This window comes from Actinomyces sp. HMT897 (genome assembly GCF_016626125.1).
Taxonomy (GTDB): domain Bacteria; phylum Actinomycetota; class Actinomycetes; order Actinomycetales; family Actinomycetaceae; genus Actinomyces.
Genome location: NZ_CP067336.1, coordinates 1,742,228 through 1,762,839, shown reverse-complemented (window position 1 = coordinate 1,762,839; position 20,612 = coordinate 1,742,228). Strand labels below are relative to the sequence as shown.

The window sequence follows — 20,612 nt, the reverse complement described above, 5'->3', positions numbered from 1 at the left end:
CGCGTGCCGGCGTGGTGCGTCAGATATCGAGGAAGCGGACGTCTGCGGCGTTGCGCTGGATGAAGGAGCGGCGCTGCTCGACGTCGTCGCCCATGAGGACGGCGAAGGTCTCGTCAGCGTCAGCGGCCTCGTCCAGGGTCACCTTCTTGAGGATGCGGCGCGCCGGGTCCATGGTGGTCTCCCACAGCTCGTGGTCGTTCATCTCCCCCAGCCCCTTGTAGCGCTGGATACCGCCGTCCTTGGGCAGGCGCCGCCCGGCCGCCCGGCCCGCCTCCAGGAGCTGGTCGCGCTCGGCGTCGGAGTAGGCGAACTCGTGGTCGGTGCCGGTCCACTTGAGGCGGTACAGCGGGGGCATGGCGATGTAGGCGTGGCCGTGCTCGATAATGGGGCGCATGTAGCGGAAGAGCAGGGTCAGCAGGAGGGTGGCAATGTGCTGGCCGTCGACGTCGGCGTCGGCCATAATGACGATCTTGTGGTAGCGCAGCCTGGAGAGGTCGAAGTCCTCGCCGATACCGGTACCGAAGGCGGTAATGAGGTTGCGGATCGTCTCCGACGACAGGGCGCGGTCCAGGCGCGCCTTCTCCACGTTCAGGATCTTGCCGCGGATAGGCATAATGGCCTGGAACTCCGGGTCGCGACCGCCCACGGCGGAGCCGCCGGCGGAGTCGCCCTCCACGATAAAGATCTCGCTGCGGGTGGCGTCGCGGCTGGAGCAGTCACGCAGCTTGCCGGGCATGGAGGCGGACTCCAGGACGCCCTTGCGGCGGGTGGCCTCGCGCGCCTTGCGGGCCGCCAGGCGGGCGGCGGCGGCCTGACCGGCCTTGACGATGACGGCCTTGGCGTCGGCCGGGTGGGAGTCGAGCCAGTCGCCGAGCTGGGCGTAGACGGTCTGCTGGACGAATGTGCGGGCCTCGGTGTTGCCGAGCTTGGTCTTGGTCTGCCCCTCGAACTGGGGCTCGGAGAGCTTGACGGATATGACCGCGGTCAGTCCCTCACGGATGTCGTCACCGGTGAGGTTGTCGTCCTTGTCCTTGAGCAGGCCCTTCTCCCGGGCGTACTTGTTGACCAGGGTGGTCAGGGCCGTGCGGAACCCCTCCTCGTGGCTGCCGCCCTCGGTGGTGTTAATGGTGTTGGCGTAGGTGTGCACCGACTCGGAGTAGGCGCTCGTCCACTGCATGGCGATCTCCAGGCTGATGGAGCGTCTCTCGTCCAGCTGCTGCTCGGCCTCGAAGTCGATAATGTCGGGGTGGATGAGCTCCACCTTCTTGGAGGTGTTGAGGAAGTGCACGTAGTCCCGCAGGCCGTGGTCGTAGCGGTAGGAGACCTCCCGGTGCCCGGGGACCGGGTCGTCGGCGGGGCCGGCCTCGTCACCGGTGATCTCGTCGCCGGCGTCCACGGCGGTGGGGCGCTCGTCGGTCAGGGTGATGCGCAGGCCCTTGTTGAGGAAGGCCATCTGCTGGAACCGGCGGCGCAGGGTCTCGAAGTCGAACACCGTGGTCTCGAAGATAGCCGGGTCGGGGTAGAAGGTCTGGGTGGTGCCGGTGGACGAGGTCTCCTCGCCCCTGACGAGCTCGGTGACGGGGCGGCCGCCGTCGGCGAACGACATGCGCCAGGCGTAGCCCTGGCGGCGCACCAGGGTGTCCACCCGGGTGGACAGGGCGTTGACCACGGAGATGCCCACACCGTGCAGGCCGCCGGAGACGGCGTAGCCGCCGCCGCCGAACTTGCCGCCGGCGTGGAGGATGGTCATGACCACCTCGACGGTGGGCCTGTGCTCCGTGGGGTGCTCGTCCACCGGGATGCCGCGGCCGTTGTCGCTCACGCGCACCCCGCCGTCGGCCAGGAGGGTGACCTCGATGTGGTCGCAGAAGCCCGCGAGGGCCTCGTCCACGGAGTTGTCCACGACCTCGTAGACGAGGTGGTGCAGCCCGCGCTCCCCGGTGGAGCCGATGTACATGCCGGGCCGCTTGCGGACGGCCTCCAGCCCCTCGAGGACGGTGATGTCGCTGGCACCGTAGCCAGCGGCCCCGTTGGTGGGGTCAGGGGTCACAGCAGTGTCCTCAGCCACGTGTTCGTTGCTCCTCACGTCGGGCGCGTCAGGACGCTGCGGGGCGTTCCTGGCCCTCGGGCCGCGCGCACGTAGGTGGGTACCTGCGGCGGGTCCTGGGCGCACCATGGGCAGTTTCACCGCATTCTATCGCGGCCTGACCTGGGCACTGACCGCCGACGGCGTGGCGCGGGACGTGCCGCCTGTCACCTCCCGCCGACGCGGGGTGCACTGGCGTCAGATGGTGTCATAGCGTGCTCCCTGACGCAGCCGGTGGACGGCGACCTGGCTGACGCCCAGGCCGGCGGCGCACCAGGCGGCGCTCAACGCCAGGTCACGCAGGACCAGGGCGGGGCCGCCTGCGGTGAGCGCGCTGACGGCACCGCTGAGCGGAGTGACCTGGGACACGACACGCAGCCACGCGGGGTAGGCGGAGACGGGGACGATGACGCCGACGAGCACGGGCAGGGCGCTGGCGAGCAGGGTGGCGCCGAGGTAGGGGTCGGGCAGGCTCACGCCCAGGCCCGCGGCACCCACCCCCAGGAGCACCCCGCAGGCCAGGGCGCCGAGGCTGAGCAGAAGCACCCGGGCGAGCAGGGCGACGTCGTGCCCCGGGGAGAGGACGAAGACCGCGCCGATAGACAGGACCCCGGTCACAGTAGCCAGCGCCAGCGGCACGAGGCTGACGGCGAGCCAGTAGGCGGGGTCGAGGCGGCGCAGGGTGCACACCTCCTGGAAGACGCCGAGGTTGCGGTCGGTGGCGACGGCGCTGACGACCCCGGAGGCGACGGTGACGGCGAGGCTGACCAGGCAGGCGGCGTAGCCGGTGCGCACGAGGTCGTCGGAGGCCAGGTCGGCCCCCATGAGGACGTCAAAGGCGATGTCGAGCAGGGGCAGCAGGGCCAGGGTGGTGACGGCGGTACCGACGGTGGCGAAGGTGACGGAGGAGGCCCAGGAGACCCGGGCACCGGAGACGACACGGGTGAGGAACGCCACTCACACCACCTCCAGGGTCCCGGTGCGGGTGGCGCGGACCAGGGCGGCCCGTCCCAGCAGACCCGCCAGGGCGGCCCAGGCGAGCGTCGAGCACGTCCAGCCGGCCAGGGCGCCGACGCTGACGGGGCCGCCGAGCAGCACCTGCACGGGCAGGCCCACCGGCAGGAGCCGGCTGAGGGGCTGGAGCCAGCCAGGCGCGCCCGAACCGAGGAAGGTCAGGCCGGAGAGCAGGAAGACGGGCACGAGCAGGAGGCCCTCGTAGCTGATGGCGTTGGGCGTGAGGACGAACAGCGCGGCCACGGCCAGGCTCAGTGCCACGGCGCCGAGCCACAGCATGAGCGTGCCGGCCGCCACCCCGGCCAGGCGCCGCCAGGAGGGGGCGTGGACGGACCAGGACAGCAGCGACCAGGTCGCCCAGGACAGGGGCAGGGCGAGCACGCCGAAGCTGGCGGCCGCGCTGACCACGGCGGCCAGTGAGCGCAGTGCCCCCACAGGGGCGAGCACCAGGTGGACCAGGGTGCCCTTGTAACGCTCGAACCCGATAATGCCTGCCGCGCACGTCGCCGTGCTCCACAGGCCGATGACGCCCCCGCGCACCCAGACCACGGTCGGGGTGACGCCGTGCCAGGCGTTGAAGGCCAGGTACTGCACGAGCGTCGTGGTGAGAGTGGCGACGACCATGACCTGGATGAAGTAGGGGACCGACACGAACTGGCGCACGTGGAACGCCGTCATACGAATCTGGCGCCTCACCGGTCCAGCCTCCTGGCCAGTGCCAGGTAGGCCTGCTCCAGGCTCGCCGGGCGCGTGAGCAGGTCGTCGGGCTCACCCAGGCCGTGGCGCTCAAGCAGCGCGCTCAGGGCCCGCCTACCGGCGTCGACGGCCTGCTGGCCGCCGTCGACGGGCCAGGAGACGGTCAGTGCCCAGTTCGAGGAGCTAGGGCGCTGGGTGACCACGACGCCGCGCCCCAGCACGCCGCGCAGCTCCTCGTCCAGGCCGGCGGCGCGCCCCGGCAGGGTCAGCGTGGTCACGGCCAGCACGCCCGCGTGGCGCGCCACGTCGGCCACCGTCCCGCGTACCTCGATACGGCCCGCGCCAATGACGGAGATGGTGTCCGCCAGCTCCTCGATCTCCGGCATCGTGTGCGAGGTCAGCAGGACGCCCACCCCGCTGGCGGCGATCTCGGCGACCGTCTGGCGCACCTGCAGGGAGATGTCCGGGTCCAGGCCGTTGGTCGGCTCGTCGAGCAGGAGCAGGCGGGGCCTGCCCAGCAGGGCGCGGGCGAGGTGCAGGCGCTGGCGCATGCCCCGGGAGAGGGCCGAGGCCCTGCGGTCCGCGGCGTCTGACAGGCCGACCCGCTCCAGGGCGCCGTCCACCGCGCTCGCGCGCTCCCCGCGGGCCACACCCTGCAGGTCGGCGAAGAAGAGGAGGTTCTGGCGGGCGCTGGCACGCGGGTAGAAGCCCAGGTCACCGCCCAGCACCAGCCCCAGGCGGCGTCTGGCCCGGCGCGGGTGGGCCACGGCGTCCACGCCGTCGACGCGCACCGAGCCCGAGGTGGGCAGCAGCAGCGTGGCGCACATGCGCACCGTCGTCGTCTTGCCCGCGCCGTTGGGGCCCAGGAGGGCGTGCACCTGGCCGGCCCCGACCCTCAACGAGACGTCGGCCACCGCCTGGAACCGGCCCCTGTCGAACGTGCGCGCGAGGTGCTCAGCCTCAAGAACTGCCTCAGTCATAAACCCCCTTCAGACTAAGATGACTAACCTCTGACCGGCTCAACACGTGAATCAATACAGATTATATTGAAGCTTATGTAACCAAATGGAAACATGACGCTGTCACCCGTACGTGTCCCTCGGCCCGCGTGAGCCCCGCACGGCCACCCGCTCGCGGCGCCAGGTGGGGCCGGCCGGTCCCAGGACGCGGATCTCGACGGCCCCCGCCCCCGGCTCCAGCGCCCCGGCCACGGCCCGCTCGATACCGGGCATGAGGAGGCGCAGCTGCTGGGCCCAGGCCGAGGAGCTGGCCCGCAGGGTGATCCGCCCGGGCGCGAAGTGCTCCACACGGGCGTGCTGGGCCACCTGGGAGCCCACGATCTGCTCCCAGCGCACCGATATCCTGGCCACGGCCAGCATCCCGGCCCAGCCGTGCTCCCGGGCGTAGCGGCGCAGCGCCCTGCCCCCGATCTGCGGGTCAAAGCGTGTGGGCCCGGGACGGTCCCGCCCCGGGGACAGGCCGGGGCCGCGGTCGCCGGCCTGGTCGTCGTGAGCGGGCCGACGGCGTCGCTGGTCCCAGGGGGCGACCCCCTCCTGCTCGCCCACCAGGCTGGCGCCGGTGCGCAGGGAGGTGCGCGCCACCCCGGCCTCCCAGGCCTGGCGGCGTGAGCGGGCCAGGAGGCGACGTGCCAGGGAGTCCCGGTCCGGCGCCGTGGGCCGCGGCGAGGCGGTACCCAGCGGCCCACTGGCACCAGGAGCCCCGCCACCCGGGACGCCCGACTTAATGCCGTTGGGGGCGTCGGCGCGGTTGCGCGGCGAGGCGCCACCCGGGACGCCCGGCGGAGCATCCGGTGCACCAGGGGGAACAGCCACCTCAGGGGCCCCGGCAGCACCAGGAGCACCAAGGGTCCCACCAGCCGCACTCCCTCCGCTGACCCCACGCCTACGGGCAGGTGGCGGCTCAGACACGGGTGACCGCCCCGTCGTGCACCCGGAACCGGGCCCCGGCCAGCTCGTCCGGCACGTCCTGGTCGACCGCCGCGGTGAGCAGCACCTGCTGGGCGCCGGCCACGAGCCCGGCCAGGGCCCGGCGTCGGCGCTCGTCCAGGGAGGCGAAGACGTCGTCGAGGACGAGGACCGGCTCGCCGTCGCTCCCCAGGGCGTCCACGTCGGCCCGGAGCATCTCGTAGGAGGCCAGGCGCAGCGCCAGCGCCAGGGACCACTGCTCCCCGTGGGAGGCAAAGCCCTTGGCGGGCAGGGAGCCCAGGAACAGCGAGAGGTCGTCACGGTGGGCGCCCACCAGGTTCGCGCCGCGCTCGATCTCCCGACGGCGCAGGTCGGCCATGGCCGTCTCCAGCCTCGCGGCGGTGGCGGGCACGTCCCGCAGGCCCTCCTCGTCCTGCACCCAGGCCTGCGACCCGGGGACGGGATCGGGCCTGCCCTCGTGGGCCAGGAGACTGGAGCGGTAGGCCAGCGCGGCCTGGCGGGAGGCGTCGGCGGCCCCCTCGCTGACGGCGGCGTAGGCGCCCTCCAGCCAGGGGCGCAGGCGAGAGACGACGTCGACCCGTGCGGCGATCAGGCGGGCGGCGCTGGCGGCGAGCTGGGCGTCCCAGACCTCCAGGGTGGTGAGCACGGAGCCGGTGGGGCCCCGCGAGGCGCCGTGGGCGCGGGCGGACTTCAGCAGGCTGGCGCGCTGGGCGAGGATCTTCTCGTGCTCGGTGCGCGTGGCGGCCAGGGCGGGGCGCAGCGCCACGGCGAGGTCGTCCAGGAGACGACGGCGCCCACCCGGTTCCCCGGCCACGAGGACCAGGTCCTCGGGGGCGAAGACGACCGTGCGCAGCACCCCGAGCAGGTCGCGCGGACGGCACGCCCCCCGGTTGAGACGGGCCCGGTTGGCCTTGCCCGAGATGATCTCGATCTCAATGACGCTGGGGCGCTGGCCACGGACCACCTTGGCGCGCACGACGGCGCCGCCGGGCTGCTCCTCACCGGGCCCGGCCCGTCGGACCAGGGCGGTCTCGGCGCCGACGCGGTGGCTGGAGAGCGTGGAGAGGTAGCCGACCGCCTCCACCAGGTTGGTCTTGCCCTGGCCGTTGGCCCCGATCAGGGCCGTGGGCCCGGCCTTAAGGCTCAGGACCAGGTGGTGGTAGGACCGGAAGTCGTCCAGCGCCAGGTCAGAGACGTACACCCGCGTGTCCCCGCGGGGTCAGGCCCCGAAGCGGATGGGCATCAGGAGGTACCGGAAGGTCGGATCCACCTCGCCACCGACGGACTCCACGCCGGTGAGCACGGCCGGCTTGGAAGGGTGGGTGAAGTCGAAGCAGACGCAGGGCCTGGTGATCGCCCCCAGGCCGTCCAGGAGGTAGCCGGGGTTGAAGGCCGTGGAGATGTCCTCGCCGTCCAGGTGCGCCACCAGGGACTCGGAGGCCTGGGCGTCGTCGCCCTGCCCGGCGTTGAGGGTCAGCTCCCCGTCGGTGAAGGCCAGGTGGATCGGGGTGGAGCGGTCCGCGACCAGGGCGACGCGACGCACCGCGGCGATCAGCTCCTCCCGGCCGACCGTGGCGTGGATGGCCGTGGACTGGGGGAACAGGCGCAGGACCGGCGGGTAGTCGCCGTCGGTCAGCAGGGAGGTGGTGCGCCGTCCCCCGGCCTCGAAGCCGATGAGGGCGCTGGTGGGGGAGTCGGGCTCGGTCAGGGCCACCGTGACGTCGCCCGAGGAGGTCAGGGACTTGGCGACGTCGGACAGGGTACGGGCCTTGAGCAGCGCCGAGGTGGACAGGGCCTGGTTGGTGGGGGACCAGCCCAGGGTGCGCACCGCCAGGCGGTAGCGGTCGGTGGCCATGAGGGTGAGGGCCTGGCCCTCGACCTCCATGCGGATGCTGGTGAGCAGGGGGAGGGTCTCGTCGCGCGAGGCGGCCACGGAGACCTGGGCGACGGCGCGGGCCAGGTCGTGGGCGTCAATGGTGCCGGCCCTGGCCGGCATGGCGGGCAGGGCCGGGTAGTCGTCCGCGGCCATGGCGGCCAGGGCGAAGCGGGCCGAGCCGCAGGTGACGGTCACCTTGGTGCCCTCGACCTCCAGGTCCACGGGCTTGGCGGGCAGGGCCTTGGCGATGTCGGCCAGGAGACGGCCGGAGACCAGGACCACACCCTCCTCCTCGACCTCGGCGGGCACCTCGCAGTGGGCGGAGACCTCGTAGTCGAAGGAGGCCAGGACCAGGGAGGTCTCGGTGGCCTCCAGGCGCACGCCGGCCAGGACGGGTACGGGAGGACGAGCCGGGACGGAGCGCGCTGTCCAGGTCACTGCCTCGGCCAGGACGTCGCGGTCAACCCGGAGCTTCATAAAGTGCCTCCCTGAGCAGTGGGCCACAGCCCTGATGACAAGCCAGCCCCGCAGGTACCACGGGTAGGTACCACGGACGGGGCGATCCACATGGATTCTAGACGCACACCGCCGGTCCGCGTCCACGCCAGCGTGTCGGTGGGGACCCGCCCTGCCCCCGGCAGCGCGCGTCCGTCCTGGTACGACGCCCCTTTGCGTCTCCCCTCGCCGCGCACGTCTGCCTGGTTACCGGCGTCCTCGTGCCTCGCCGCCTTTGGGGACGGGCGCCGCCTCGCCCCTGGCTCTCCGGCTCCGGGCTCTCCCGGGCTCCTGGTTCTCCCGCCGGTGGCGTGGTGGTACCGGGACGGGACCAAGGCGAGGCCAACGCCATGTGTCCTGGGTCACGGCATCTTCTGCGTCCGGGCATGCTGTGTCCGCGGCGCCTACGTTGGCAGCCTGGTTCGATCTCGTGGTAGGGAACAGGTTGTAGTTGTAGTAGGTAGTGTGGATCCTGGGGGAAACCCGGTTTTCCGGCGTCATGACGCCGCTGGGGGGTGTGGACTAACAGGTGTGTAGTTCGGTGGGTTCCGCAGCGGATCTGTGGACGGCACAGCAGCTCCCACTGGCTGTCCCCAGAAGAGGGGTCCGGGATCCACATGCTGAGGCGGGGTTGTCCACCGTCTTCCCACAGGTTTGTCCACAGGCTGGGGGACGCCGTCGGCCCCCTGTGTTCTCCACAGGCTGGGGATAAGTGGTATCGACATGTGGATACCCGGGCCTGTGGCTCCCCTCAGCTCGAGGCGGCCTGCTTAATGCGGCTGGTCAGCTCCGTGACCTGGGTGAAGGTGGAGCGGCGCTCGGCCATGAGGGTGCGGATCTTCTTGTCCGCGCTCATGACGGTGGTGTGGTCGCGGCCACCGAACTCGCGCCCGATCTTGGGCAGGGACAGGTCGGTGAGCTCGCGGCACAGGTACATGGCGATGTGGCGGGCGTTGACGATGAGGCGGGAGCGGTTGGCGCCGCACAGGTCGTCCAGGGTGATGCCGAAGTAGTCGGCGGTCTGCCCCATAATGAGGGTGGTCGTGATCTCCTGGCCGGCCGGGTCGGAGATAATGTCCTTGAGGACCATCTCCGCCAGGGTCTGGTCGATGGGCTGCTTGTTCAGGGAGGCGAACGCCGTCACGCGGATGAGGGCGCCCTCCAGCTCGCGGATGTTCGTGGTGACGCGGGAGGCGATGTACTCCAGCACGTCCAGGGGCAGGTCCAGGCCCTCGGCGCGGGCCTTGCGCGAGAGGATCGCGATGCGGGTCTCCAGGTCCGGGGGCTGCACGTCCGCCAGCAGGCCCCACTCGAAGCGGGAGCGCAGGCGCTCGTCCAGGCCCCCCAGCGCCTTGGGCGGCTGGTCGGAGGTGAGGACCACCTGCTTGCCCGAGGAGTGCAGGGCGTTGAAGGTGTGGAAGAACTCCTCCAGGGTGGACTCCTTGCCCTCCAGGAACTGGATGTCGTCCACCAGGAGGATGTCGACGTCCCGGTAGCGGCGCTTGAAGGACTCCAGGCGGCCGTCGTCGCGGTTGCCGTCACGCAGGCAGGCGATGAAGTCCGCGGTGAACTCCTCGGAGTTGACGTACTTGACGCGGACCTGGGGGTTGAGGGTGCGCGCGTAGTGGCCGATGGCGTGCAGGAGGTGGGTCTTGCCCAGGCCGGAGCCCCCGTAGATGAACAGGGGGTTGTAGGCGCGGGCAGGCGCCTCCGCCACGGCGATGGCGGTGGCGTGGGCGAACCGGTTGGAGGCGCCGGTGACGTAGGTGTCAAAGGTGTAGCGCGGGTTGAGGCGGGTGCCGTCGCTGCCGGGGGTGCTCTGGCTGACGCCGGGTGCGGCGGGTGCGGTGGGTGCGACGACGAGCGGGCGCCCGGGGTGGAAGGCGACGGTCGGGGTGCCGGCCTGCGGCGTGGTGGGTGGTACGTAGACGTGGCGGCCGGCCCGCTCCGGGGCGGGGGCCAGGGGCTCCCCGGACCAGCGCTGACGGCTGGCGCCCGGCTCCTGGGTGGGGGTCAGGGGGGTGGAGGCCGACGGCGAGGCGGAGGCCGCCCCCGGCACCGGTGTCATGCCGGACGGGGGGGTGGGCAGCACCCGTGGGGCGAAGGTCGGTGCGGCCGGCGGGATGGGGACGATGGGTGCGCGAGGGAAGACCGGGGCGGAGTTCTCCAGGCTGGTGTCGACAATGACCTCGAAGGGGACGTCGGTCCCGGCGACGCTGGCCAGCGCCCGGCTGATGGGGCCGCGTGACTGCTCGACAATGTCCTTGGCGAACCCGGAGCCGACCACCAGGACGAGCGTGCCGTCGACGTCGATGACACGGGTCATGCGGATAATGGACACCTTGCCCTGCCCGAGCTCCCCTGAGGACGCAAGCGCCTCAAGGGCCGAGAGCCACATGGTGGTTGCGGTATCAGGCACCTCTGTCTCCTGGTCGAGCTGGTGGCGAGCCTGCGGGCCTCACCGTGGGAACCCATCATGCTGTTTTTCCACAGAGTTGTCCACATGTGGGGACAACCTCCTGCGCGGGGTGCCGAGGGGCGGTGCCGCGCCGCAGCGGGGCTGTGGACGACGAGGTCCGGTCCCGCTGTGGGAGAGGAAGTCCACAGCTTGTGTGTTCACGCCTTACCACAGGCTGTGACAGGGGTGGGAAAGCAGGTTTTCCACAGGCCCCGGGGGCCGGTAGGGGCTGGTATCCCGCCGGTTGATCAGGATCTGCCGGGTGTGCCCAACCCTGTGGATAACCAGGGTCGGGAAGGCCGGTTGTCCACAGGGGGCTGTGGACAACCATGGGGAGGGGTTGGTGAGGGGGCCTGGGGACAAAGCTGGGGACAGAGTGGGGATAACCTCGGGGCCGGTTCCGCACCGCGCCGGGGCGGTGCGGAGCGCCGCGGTGTCGTCCTCCAGACCGCCGGACCTGGTTCCGCACCGCGCCGGGGCGGTGGCTCACGCTGGGGCAGAGTGCGGCCACCGAGTGCGGCTCGCGACCGTACGGGTGGCTCGCCCGCGGCTGGTCGAGCCCGCGGCAGCGGTCTCGCGGTCGTGTGGGCTGAGGCGGGTGCCCACGGGCGGCGGCGCCCAGCTCGGTCAGGCGGCGGGCGGATCGCGACCGTGTGGACGGGTGTTGATACCGGCGACACCGGGCATGTGCAGCCCGGAGTGGCTCGCGACCGTACGGGTGGCTCGCCCGGGCTGTACGCCCTGGTGGACCGTCCGGCCCCCGACCGCACGTGTTCAGGTTCTCACCGAGGCCGCGTAGGAGGCGTTTGACCACCCCTGCGGGCTCCCCGTACTGTAGTGAGGACGTTCGCGCGGAGTCACGCCCCACACCACGGGGCAGCCGCGGGAGCGACCGTGCCGCGAAGCCTCGTGCCGCACGGCTGCCGAATCTTCCGACCAGGAGTACACCCGTGACCAAGCGGACATACCAGCCCAACAACCGTCACCGCGCCAAGGTGCACGGTTTCCGCAAGCGCATGAGCACCCGTGCCGGCCGCGCCATCCTGGCCGCGCGCCGTCGCAAGGGCCGCGCGCGCCTCGCTGCCTGAGGTGCTTGACGCGGCGCACCGGATGCTGCGCAGCGATGACTTTGCTGTCGCAGTCAGGTCCGGCGTGCGCAGCGGCAACCGTAGGATCGTGGTCCACTACCGCGCCGGCGAGACCGGGGACACCTCCCCGGCGCTCGTCGGCGTCGTCGTTCCCAAGAAGCAGGTGGCCCGGGCCACGCACCGCAACCGCATTAAGCGTCGGCTGCGTGCCCTCATGCGCGCGCGCGTGGACACCCTGGCCCCGGGCAGCCGACTCGTCGTGCGGGGCCTGGCGGGTGCGGACGGCGCCTCCAGCCGGCAGCTGGGGGCCGACGTCGACCACCTCCTGGCGCGCTGCCGGGACCTGAGCGCCCAGGGACGGCGGCGGTGAGCCTGCCCGGGGGAGGCGTCCCGGCGCGCCTCCTGGTGTCCGCCGTGCGCTGGTACCAGCGCACCATCTCCCCGGCCTTCCCCCCGCGGTGCCGCTACTACCCCTCCTGCTCGGCCTACGCCGTTGAGGCCCTCGCGGTGCACGGGGCCCTCAAGGGAGGCCTGCTGGCCCTCTGGCGCCTGGCGCGCTGCAACCCCCTCACCCCCGGGGGTGTCGACCACGTCCCGGACCCGGGACGGTGGCGCTACCACTATCCCCACGACGTTCCCCGCTTCGCGCTCACCGCGCATGAGGACCATGTGCTCAGCGAGCGGGACCAGCACACCAAGGAGTGTTGATGGACAATATGCTGTGGCCGCTCAAGGTCGCCGTCGCCTGGGTCATGGTGCGTATCCATGACTTCCTCGTGCTTATCGGGTTCCCCGAGGGTGCCGGCGTGGCGTGGGTGCTCTCCATCGTCGGCCTGACCATCTTTATGCGCATCCTCATTATGCCCCTGTTCGTGCGCCAGATCCGCGCCTCTAGGGGTATGCAGCTCATGCAGCCCGAGCTCCAGGCGCTCCAGGCCAAGTACAAGGGAAAGAAGGACCCGGCCTCCCGGCAGCGCCAGCAGGAGGAGATGATGGCGCTCTACCGCAAGCACGGGGCCAACCCGCTGTCCTCCTGCTGGCCGATCCTGCTGCAGATGCCGGTGTTCTTCGCGCTCTTCAGGGTGCTGGCCTCCCTCCAGGCGGTCGCCAGCCACACCTACGCCGGTCACGACTCCATCGGCCCCCTCACCGCGGAGCTGGCCGAGCAGGTCCAGAACTCCAAGGTGTTCGGCGCCAGCCTGTCGTCCTCCTTCATGAACTCCTCGCAGACGAGCGTCAAGATCGTGACCGTGGTGCTCATTGTCATAATGTCCATCACCCAGTGGTACACCATGGCGCAGCTGAGCACCAAGAACATGCCCGAGTCGGCGAAGGGCAAGGACAACCCCATGATGCGTTCCCAGCGCATTATGATGACGGTCATGCCGATCTTCTTCGCCTTTACCGGCATTAACTTCCAGATCGGCGTCCTGGTGTACTGGGTGACCACCAACGTGTGGACCATGGGCCAGCAGTTCTTCACCATCCGCAAGATGCCCGCCCCCGGGTCCGCCGCGGAGAAGGCCTGGAGGGAGCGTGAGAACGCCAAGCGCGCCCGCAAGGGCCGTCCCTCCCTGGAGGAGGAAGAGGCCGCCCAGGCCCTGGCCGACGGCATTGAGCTGGGCGGCCAGCGGGTCCAGCCGGTGCGCAAGGACCGCCAGAAGAAGAGCCGTCCCCTGCCCGTGACCTCGGAGGCGCAGACTGAGGACGCCGGGTCCAAGGATCCGGCCTCGGAGAGCACCAACGCCTTCGGGCTCACCAGCGAGGAGATCGCCCGACGCCGGTACGAGAGGCGTGCCCGGCAGCGTCAGCAGCGCAAGAACAAGAACAAGAAGAAGCGCTGAGTTCCAACCCCGTCATCCTGAGAAGAAATGGACTGCCCATGACTGAGAACACCACCGGCTCCGCCACCATGAAGCGCCTGGAGGAGGAGGGCGAGGTCGGTGCCGACTACCTCGAGGAGCTCCTCGATATCGCTGACCTCGGCGGTGACATTGACATTGACGTCGATCACGGCCGCGCCTCCGTCGCCATTGTCGCCTCCGAGGAGGGGGACGAGCGTGACCTCGCCGACCTCGTGGGCCGCGACGGCGAGGTCCTCGAGGCCGTCCAGGAGCTCACCCGCCTGGCCGTCCAGGCACGCACGGGTAACCGCTCCCGCCTCATGCTGGACATTAACGGCTACCGTGCCAGGCGTCGGGTGGAGCTGACCGGTATCGCCCAGGCCGCCGTGGAGCAGGTCCTGGCTACCGGCCAGGCTGTGTCCCTGGAGCCCATGAACCCCTTTGAGCGCAAGGTCTGTCACGATGTCGTCGCTGCTGCGGGCCTGGTCTCGGAGTCCGAGGGCGCCGAGCCCCACCGTCACGTCGTGGTCCAGCCCGTCGAGGACGAGGAGGATACGGGCAACGACGTCAATGGTGATGACGTGGAAGACGAGACTATTGAGGACGGTAGGTCGTGAGCGAGCAGAAGGTGAATGTCTCTGAGGCGAATGTTCCAGAGGTGAATATCTCGGAGGCAAATGTCCCGGAGGTGGCTGAGCGCTCGGGGCCGGAGTCTGGCGCGCACCAGTCCGGTGCCGGTCACTCTGACCGGCCCGAGACTAGTGGTGCGGGCCAGACTCAGGCCGGTGGCGTGGATCGGTCTGAGGTTGACTCTGACCGGCCTGACACCGCCCGGCCTGCGGGGCATGCCGCGACGTCGCACCGGCACCACCATGTCCAGGGCTCCCACTGCTCCCTGCCCGACTGCGCCCGGCGCGAGGCCGAGGAGGCCAGGGAGGCTGCTGCCGCGGCCGCTGGCGCAGGGGTGGCCGGTACGGCTGACGCGCAGGCGCCCGACAGGACCGGTGCGCAGGTCGCGGCCGTGCGAGGCACCGACGACACGGGCGCGACCGGGGGCGTGGACGCCACCGGGACCGACCTGGAGCAGCCCTCCCAGGAGGTGCGTGACCTCTTTGGCCTGGCCTTCGCGGGGGCGGAGCACTTTGCGCAGATGCTGGCCGAGGAGGGGCAGCTGCGCGGACTGGTCGGACCGCGCGAGCTCCCACGCCTGTGGAGCCGTCATATTGTCAACTCCGCGGCGGTCGTCCCCTTCCTGCCCTCGCGGGGGACGGTGGTGGACGTCGGTTCCGGGGCCGGCTTCCCGGGTGTGGTGGTCGCCCTGCTGCGTCCGGACCTGGAGGTGACGCTCATGGAGGCCATGGAGCGCCGCGTGGAGTGGCTCGACGTCGTCGTCGAGGAGCTTGGGCTGGATAACGTCACCGTCCGACGGGCCCGGGCGGAGGAGGTCGGGGAGCAGTACGACGTCGTGACGGCACGTGCGCTGGCCAACCTGTCCAAGCTGGTCCGGCTGACCGCGAGGCTGGTGCGTCCTGGCGGGGCGATCCTCGCGCTCAAGGGCTCCCGGGCGGAGGCCGAGGTCGAGGAGGCCAGGTACGTTATTAAGAAGGCGCGGTTCAGGCCCGCGGTGGTGCACGATGTGGTGGCGCCGGGGGAGGAGCTGACCAAGGTGGTGGAGTTGAGGCGGACTCGCTGAATATATGTGATAATAATCATATATTATGCCATGGGAAGACACGGTTCTCCGCGGGAAGGGCGTCCGGCGGAGGAAGCGAGGCCGCTCTGCCGTAGACTGAGGTGGCCAGCCGCATCGGCTCGGAACGTCGTCCCAGGAGAGCCACGTGTCGTCTATCTTTGACCAGCTTCAGGCCGATCATAAGATCCTGTCTGAGGTGGCGGAGGGTGACTTCCCACGCCCCACGCAGACCCGGGTCATTGCTGTCGCAAACCAGAAGGGCGGTGTCGGGAAGACCACAACCGCCGTCAATGTGGCCGCGGTACTGGCGCAGGGCGGACTTGAGGTCCTGGTGATCGACGCCGACTCCCAGGGCAATGCCTCGACGGCGCTGGGCGTGGGGCACCGTGACGGGACGATCTCCATCTACGACGTCCTGGTGGAGGGCACGCCTATTAGGGACGTGGCCGTCCAGACGCGGTTCACGCCGAACCTGTGGTGCGTACCCGCCACCATTGACGTGGCCGCCGTCGAGATTGAGCTGATCGACGCCGAGCGGCGTGAGTCCAGGATGCGCATGGCGCTGCGTGAATACCTGCTGGGACGACGGGAGCAGGGACTGCCCCGGCTGGACTACGTGCTTATCGACTGTCCGCCGAGCCTGGGCATTATGACGATTAACGCCTTTGTCGCCGCTGGCGAGGTCCTTATCCCCATGCAGGCCGAGTACTACGCCCTGGAGGGCCTGGCCCTGCTCACCCGTTCCATTAACAGGATCGCCGAGATACACAACCCGGTGCTCGGGGTCTCCATGATCGCCCTGACCATGTTCGACAAGCGCACCATGCTGTCGCGGGACGTGGAGGCAGAGGTCCGCAACTACTTCCCGGAGGCCACTATGGAGACCCGGATACCGCGGTCGGTGAGAGTGGCGGAGGCGCCCTCCTACGGGTCGCCGGTGGTCTTCTGGGATCCCCGTTCAACTGGTTCCGTGGCTTATGCGAAGCTAGCTCAAGAAATCGCAATGCGCGGCGTTGCTCACACGATGACTGAGGGAGAGACCTGATGGCACAGAAACGACGCGGTCTGGGGCGCGGACTCCAGGCACTCATTCCAGATACGCAGCTGGAGAGCCCGAACCAGAGGCCCTCGGACGTCTTCTTCCCGGCTGGGCACCGACCTCCCCGGTCTCACTTTGGGGGCGGCACCCTGACGGCGGAACCCGTCAGGACTGCCCCTGACCGCACCTCGGTACTGGGGGATCGTCAGGTGACAGAGGTGACGGCAGCGTTGCTTGCTCCCAAGCCCCGACGACGCAGTGGGGGAGGGCGCAAGGCTGCTGCCACAGGTGCGGCGGCCGATGTTTCACGTGAAACACCGGTGGACTCACAGGATCCGAAGGGCGCTGCGGGTTCGGACGGAGCTGTCCAGGAGCCTCGGGGCCGGTCTGAGGCAAGGCCAACAGGGTCTCGCGTGGAGGGGCCCACGACGACGAACTCGACAAAGTCCTCGACCCCCTCCAGTGCCGAGACGTCATCGGCTACGGGGGAGGGGGCTGTACCTGACGCGGCGCCCGCTCTGGGTGACGGGGCACCTGGCAAGGACGGCAGAGACGCTGGCAGTGTTACGGCCTCTGTTCCTGAGGTCAAGGCCGCAGTCGACAGGGCGTCGGATGCTGGTGCAGATAGCTCCGGTGGTGGGGCAGATGCTCCGGACGGGGCAGATGCCTTGGTGGCGAAGACAGGTTCCGCAGGGAATGAGGCGGGCACCTCGGTTGGCGAGGCGCCCGCTGTCGTTAGTAAGGCGTCTTCCTCGACGGTGCAGTCTGCGAGCAGCAAGTCCGGGGCGGCAGGTAGCGCGAAGCGTGTTTCACGTGAAACGTCGCGTCCCGACGGGGAGGTCGATCCTGACGGCCTGGTCCCGGTTCCGGGGGCCACCTACGCGGATCTGCCGCTGGATGCTATTGTCCCGAACCGGCGTCAGCCGCGTCAGGTCTTTGACGAGGACGAGATCGCCGAGCTGGTGGCGTCGATGAAGGAAGTCGGCCTGCTCCAGCCCATTGTGGTGCGACGTATTGACGAAGGCTCGGATGAGGGCGATGCCCGCTACGAGCTCATTATGGGCGAGCGGCGTCTGAGGGCGGCCAAGGCAGCTGGTTTCAAGAAGATTCCGGCGATTGTCCGCTACATTGAGGACGAGGATCTCCTGCGGGACGCCCTGCTTGAGAACCTGCACCGGGTCCAGCTCAACCCCCTGGAGGAGGCGGCAGCCTACCAGCAGCTGCTCGACGACTTCTCGTGCACGCATGAGGAGCTGTCACGACGGATCGCACGTTCGCGGTCCCAGATCTCCAATACGCTCCGTCTAATGAAGCTGCCGCCGCTGGTTCAGCGTCGGGTGGCTGCGGGAGTCCTGTCAGCCGGTCACGCCAGGGCACTTCTTGGCCTGCCTGACGCAGCTGCAATGGAGCGCCTTGCTCAGCGTATTGTGGCTGAGGGGCTCTCGGTGCGCGCGACGGAGGAGGCGGTGGCTCTCCATGACGAGCCAGCTAAGAAGAGGAAGTCCTCCCGGGCTCGTGCGGTGGCAATGACGGCTCTGGCCACACGCCTCTCTGACACCTTCGACACCCGGGTCAAGGTGGTCCAGGGAGCGAAGAAGGGCCGGATCACCATTGAGTTTGCCGGTAAGGACGACCTGGCTCGCATTATTGAGGCCCTGGCTCCAGGGACGTCGCTTCAGGAGTGAGGGTACAGGCACGCATTGCTAGGCGCTCTTCCTAGTAGGAGGCGCGTGGCAGGAGCAGGGCACGTCTTCCTGTACCAAAGGGGATGCCCGGGTATGGTCGGGTTACCGTATGGCCGGAGCTGCCGGTGGTGGCCGTCTTCTTCCTGGGCTCAGCTCCGGGGTTGGTTACCGCGCGCCAGGACTGGAGTAAACGCGCGGTCCCGCACGCCAGCGGAGATGCGTGTGTCGAACGCGCAATAAAGCGGGGCGAAGCGCGTGGCACCACGCCAGCAGAGATGTGCTTTATGGCGGGCTCCGAGTACTCTACGTGGCCCGCACGCCAGCGAAGATGCGGTTGGTTGCTGTGCGCTAGGACTGGAGAGATCCTTGTCCTTCTCAGGTATCTGACCCCTGCTGCCTCCTAGGGGAGAGGGGCGCTCAGTTATCTCCACGTTGCCACTGAACTGACGTTGGGTCACAGTTCTTGTCCTGCTCTACAGCTGAGGGACTGTCCTGGGAGCAGTATCCGTCCGCCGAGGAGACCGGCGTGGCGTTTTCCCCTACGTCAAGGGGCCTTCGACGGTCCAGGACAAACGGTACCTCCTACAAGGCTACCGTTGGTGCATTTAATGGTGTCATCGGTCAGGGTACCGGTCTCCTCGCTACATAGGGGCTGTCCTCACGGCCGAAGACAGAGTCGGTGCGGGACGGCCGGTCTCCTCCTATGTAAGGGGCCGTTCTTACGCCACGAGCGCGGCTAACCGTTCCCCTCCTAAGGGGGCTGTCCCCTGCCCGCAGTCACCTGTGTAATGCTCTGGGCGACGTCCCCCTACCTCAAGGGCTTCCGGCGGTTCAGGACGTCACCGGCCTGGTCTCCCTTTATATAAGGACGTCCTTCATCCGCAGCCATCTGTGTGACGCCGCCGTGGACGATATCTCTCTGCGTCAGGAGGCTGCCAGCGGCCCAGGACGTCGTGTGAACCATGCCCGGTCCCATCCTACATAAGGGGCTGGCTGTCCTTCACCCGCGGTCACTTGTGTGATGCCATGGGCGACGTCCCCCTGCGTCAAGAGACTGTCCCCTCGATTGCCTTGTATCTCGGTGAGGAACGAGGTGACAGTTCCACGAGGGCATTGAGGGGCGATACCGTCAGGTGTTTCACGTGAAACACCTGACGACAGGAAGGCGTCGGGAGCCAACGAGGGGCGCGGCGAGTCGCTCCATGTAGAGGTCGCAGACGTCATTGTTTCACGTGAAACATCCGGATACCACCGAGGCGTCAGCCCCGGACCCCACTTCCCACGCGAGTAGCAGGTATCCGGCCCCCATAGCAGCAGAGGCACCTGGGCATGGACCCTGACATTGAGACCGAGGCGCATCCGGCTCCCATGCCGCCGGAGGTACCGGACGCTTTCACCAAGAACGCCCAGGCCGCCGGGTCCGGCTAGGAGGTACCCTCGGTGCAGGCGAGATCGACGACGACGCGGCACTGGCCCCACCATCAGGAGGTACCTCAACCCCTGCTTCTCCACGGCCAAGGCGCCCCGAGCCTCACAGTCAGGTTCCGCTCCGCTCGCGCTATAGATGGAGCACTTGTAGCTCAGAGATCCTCTGCTCACAGGAACGGTCCATGACCGGACTTATTGGTGAGGGTGAGGACAGACAGAGGTCCCTGCTCGCAGGAGCGGTCTGGTGCCGTTCTTGGCCGAAGAGGCTGAAGTCTAGAGACCCTTGATCTTACAGGTGGTGAGACTCCAGTAGTCTGCTTGTCTCTTACCTGTGCAGGTACTGTCTCCCGGTGACGTCTGGGCAACTCTTCTTATGCCCGTGCCAGCAGGTCTCTTTGTGCGGCTTCTCGTGTACTGGGATTGGTGCAGATCCGCCTCGGGCGTGGACGCCACTATTCCAGCGGTCTCTTGTGTGTTGGGATTGGTATCCGACATAGCGCACCTGTGGCCGAATTATGAGAGCAGCCTCTCGTGCGCTGGGATTGGTGACGTCTACCCTGTCGGTGGCTGTTGTTCGCCTGGGATCCAGGAGACGGTTGGTGCCTCAGAGATATCGTCGAGCATCTCCAGGAAGTGGCCTCTTGGAATCTAAGGAGTAGCCGTCCCCAGCAGGCCTACCCCTCCTGGACTGTCTTCCTGGATCCAGGGAATGGCACTTGTCTTGGGGCAGAGAGGTGGCTGGTCTCTGAGCGGGAGTGTCGTTCAGACTCCGAGTCGGTTGGTCCTGTTCTAGAAGGTCACAATGGTTCTGTGGTACTGGCTCCCTGGGCTAAAGAGTGAGCTGTCGTAGAGGTCGGTGACGAGGCGCATCCCGGCTCCCTGGGCTAACGAGTGAGCCGTGCGGGAACCTGCCGCATGAACTCACCCTTGTCCTGGTACGTCAAAGAAGACGTACAGGGCGGCTCGGCGTTCTTGCCTGATCGTCAGCTCTCTGTGGGCCGAGGAGGATGTGTTGACCGTTAGGACGGGCCGCCTCTGCCTGTCCCTCTAGGCGAGGCCCAGCAGGGATTTTACAAGGGGACTGCTTGAGGTTGTCGGGAATATCTAGCGAGGCATGTTTCACGTGAAACACATGGAGATGGAAGGCGGTAGAGACCACAGCGAAAAAGTAGGCGGATCGCAGGTGTATACCCCCGCTGTTTCACGTGAAACATGAAGCTGATAGCGGCCAGCGGGGTGGACCCTGTCATGTCGACGTCGGCAG

Annotated in this window: 16 protein-coding genes; 8 read left to right on the top strand and 8 right to left on the bottom strand. The window is 68.8% G+C overall.

Features of this window, described 5'->3' with window-relative positions; translation table 11 throughout:
- Positions 1 to 19: 19 nt before the first annotated feature.
- The 8 genes from gyrB to dnaA form a co-directional block, all read right to left on the bottom strand.
- Positions 20 to 2,050, bottom strand: coding sequence for a DNA topoisomerase (ATP-hydrolyzing) subunit B (gene gyrB, locus JJJ15_RS06995; RefSeq protein ID WP_246741951.1), 2,031 nt, complete (start codon positions 2,048 to 2,050; stop codon positions 20 to 22).
- Between the two features lie 234 nt (positions 2,051 to 2,284).
- Positions 2,285 to 3,043, bottom strand: coding sequence for an ABC transporter permease (locus JJJ15_RS06990; protein ID WP_200510269.1), 759 nt, complete (start codon positions 3,041 to 3,043; stop codon positions 2,285 to 2,287).
- A complete protein-coding gene (locus JJJ15_RS06985; protein ID WP_246741950.1) occupies positions 3,044 to 3,796 on the bottom strand; it encodes an ABC transporter permease in 753 nt (250 codons plus the stop codon).
- Positions 3,793 to 4,776, bottom strand: a complete 984-nt coding sequence (locus JJJ15_RS06980; RefSeq protein WP_200510268.1) for an ABC transporter ATP-binding protein — start codon at positions 4,774 to 4,776, stop codon at positions 3,793 to 3,795. Before JJJ15_RS06980 ends, JJJ15_RS06985 begins: the two co-directional genes overlap by 4 nt.
- A gap of 102 nt (positions 4,777 to 4,878) precedes the next feature.
- The gene (locus JJJ15_RS06975) at positions 4,879 to 5,628 is read right to left on the bottom strand and encodes a DciA family protein (RefSeq protein ID WP_246741949.1); all 750 of its coding nucleotides are present in this window, start codon (positions 5,626 to 5,628) and stop codon (positions 4,879 to 4,881) included.
- 88 nt (positions 5,629 to 5,716) lie between these two features.
- Positions 5,717 to 6,943 carry a DNA replication/repair protein RecF gene (gene recF / locus JJJ15_RS06970; RefSeq protein WP_200510267.1) on the bottom strand — a complete coding sequence of 409 codons (1,227 nt, stop codon included), beginning with the start codon at positions 6,941 to 6,943 and terminating at the stop codon, positions 5,717 to 5,719.
- Between the two features lie 18 nt (positions 6,944 to 6,961).
- Entirely contained in the window at positions 6,962 to 8,095 is a 1,134-nt protein-coding gene (gene dnaN, locus JJJ15_RS06965) for a DNA polymerase III subunit beta (RefSeq protein WP_200510266.1), read from the bottom strand.
- A gap of 769 nt (positions 8,096 to 8,864) precedes the next feature.
- Positions 8,865 to 10,532: a chromosomal replication initiator protein DnaA gene (gene dnaA / locus JJJ15_RS06960; protein ID WP_200510265.1), complete on the bottom strand. Its 1,668-nt coding sequence runs from the start codon at positions 10,530 to 10,532 to the stop codon at positions 8,865 to 8,867.
- A gap of 989 nt (positions 10,533 to 11,521) precedes the next feature.
- Here dnaA and rpmH point away from each other — a divergent pair.
- From rpmH to JJJ15_RS13055, 8 genes are all read left to right on the top strand, one after another.
- The gene (gene rpmH / locus JJJ15_RS06955; RefSeq protein ID WP_106110040.1) at positions 11,522 to 11,659 is read left to right on the top strand and encodes a 50S ribosomal protein L34; all 138 of its coding nucleotides are present in this window, start codon (positions 11,522 to 11,524) and stop codon (positions 11,657 to 11,659) included.
- 22 nt (positions 11,660 to 11,681) lie between these two features.
- Complete coding sequence (gene rnpA, locus JJJ15_RS06950; RefSeq protein WP_106110039.1) at positions 11,682 to 12,029, top strand: ribonuclease P protein component; 348 nt, start codon at positions 11,682 to 11,684, stop codon at positions 12,027 to 12,029.
- On the top strand, positions 12,026 to 12,367 hold the full coding sequence (yidD, locus tag JJJ15_RS06945) for a membrane protein insertion efficiency factor YidD (RefSeq protein WP_106110038.1): 342 nt from the start codon (positions 12,026 to 12,028) through the stop codon (positions 12,365 to 12,367). The genes rnpA and yidD overlap by 4 nt, the downstream gene beginning before the upstream one ends.
- Positions 12,367 to 13,503, top strand: coding sequence for a membrane protein insertase YidC (gene yidC, locus JJJ15_RS06940; RefSeq protein WP_106110037.1), 1,137 nt, complete (start codon positions 12,367 to 12,369; stop codon positions 13,501 to 13,503). Before yidD ends, yidC begins: the two co-directional genes overlap by 1 nt.
- 38 nt (positions 13,504 to 13,541) lie before the next feature.
- Positions 13,542 to 14,120: a R3H domain-containing nucleic acid-binding protein gene (locus tag JJJ15_RS06935; RefSeq protein ID WP_200510264.1), complete on the top strand. Its 579-nt coding sequence runs from the start codon at positions 13,542 to 13,544 to the stop codon at positions 14,118 to 14,120.
- A gap of 440 nt (positions 14,121 to 14,560) precedes the next feature.
- Positions 14,561 to 15,196, top strand: a complete 636-nt coding sequence (rsmG, locus tag JJJ15_RS06930) for a 16S rRNA (guanine(527)-N(7))-methyltransferase RsmG (protein ID WP_106110786.1) — start codon at positions 14,561 to 14,563, stop codon at positions 15,194 to 15,196.
- 145 nt (positions 15,197 to 15,341) lie between these two features.
- A complete protein-coding gene (locus JJJ15_RS06925; RefSeq protein WP_106110035.1) occupies positions 15,342 to 16,241 on the top strand; it encodes a ParA family protein in 900 nt (299 codons plus the stop codon).
- Between the two features lie 224 nt (positions 16,242 to 16,465).
- Positions 16,466 to 17,920, top strand: coding sequence for a ParB/RepB/Spo0J family partition protein (locus JJJ15_RS13055; protein ID WP_348641501.1), 1,455 nt, complete (start codon positions 16,466 to 16,468; stop codon positions 17,918 to 17,920).
- Positions 17,921 to 20,612 lie beyond the last annotated feature (2,692 nt).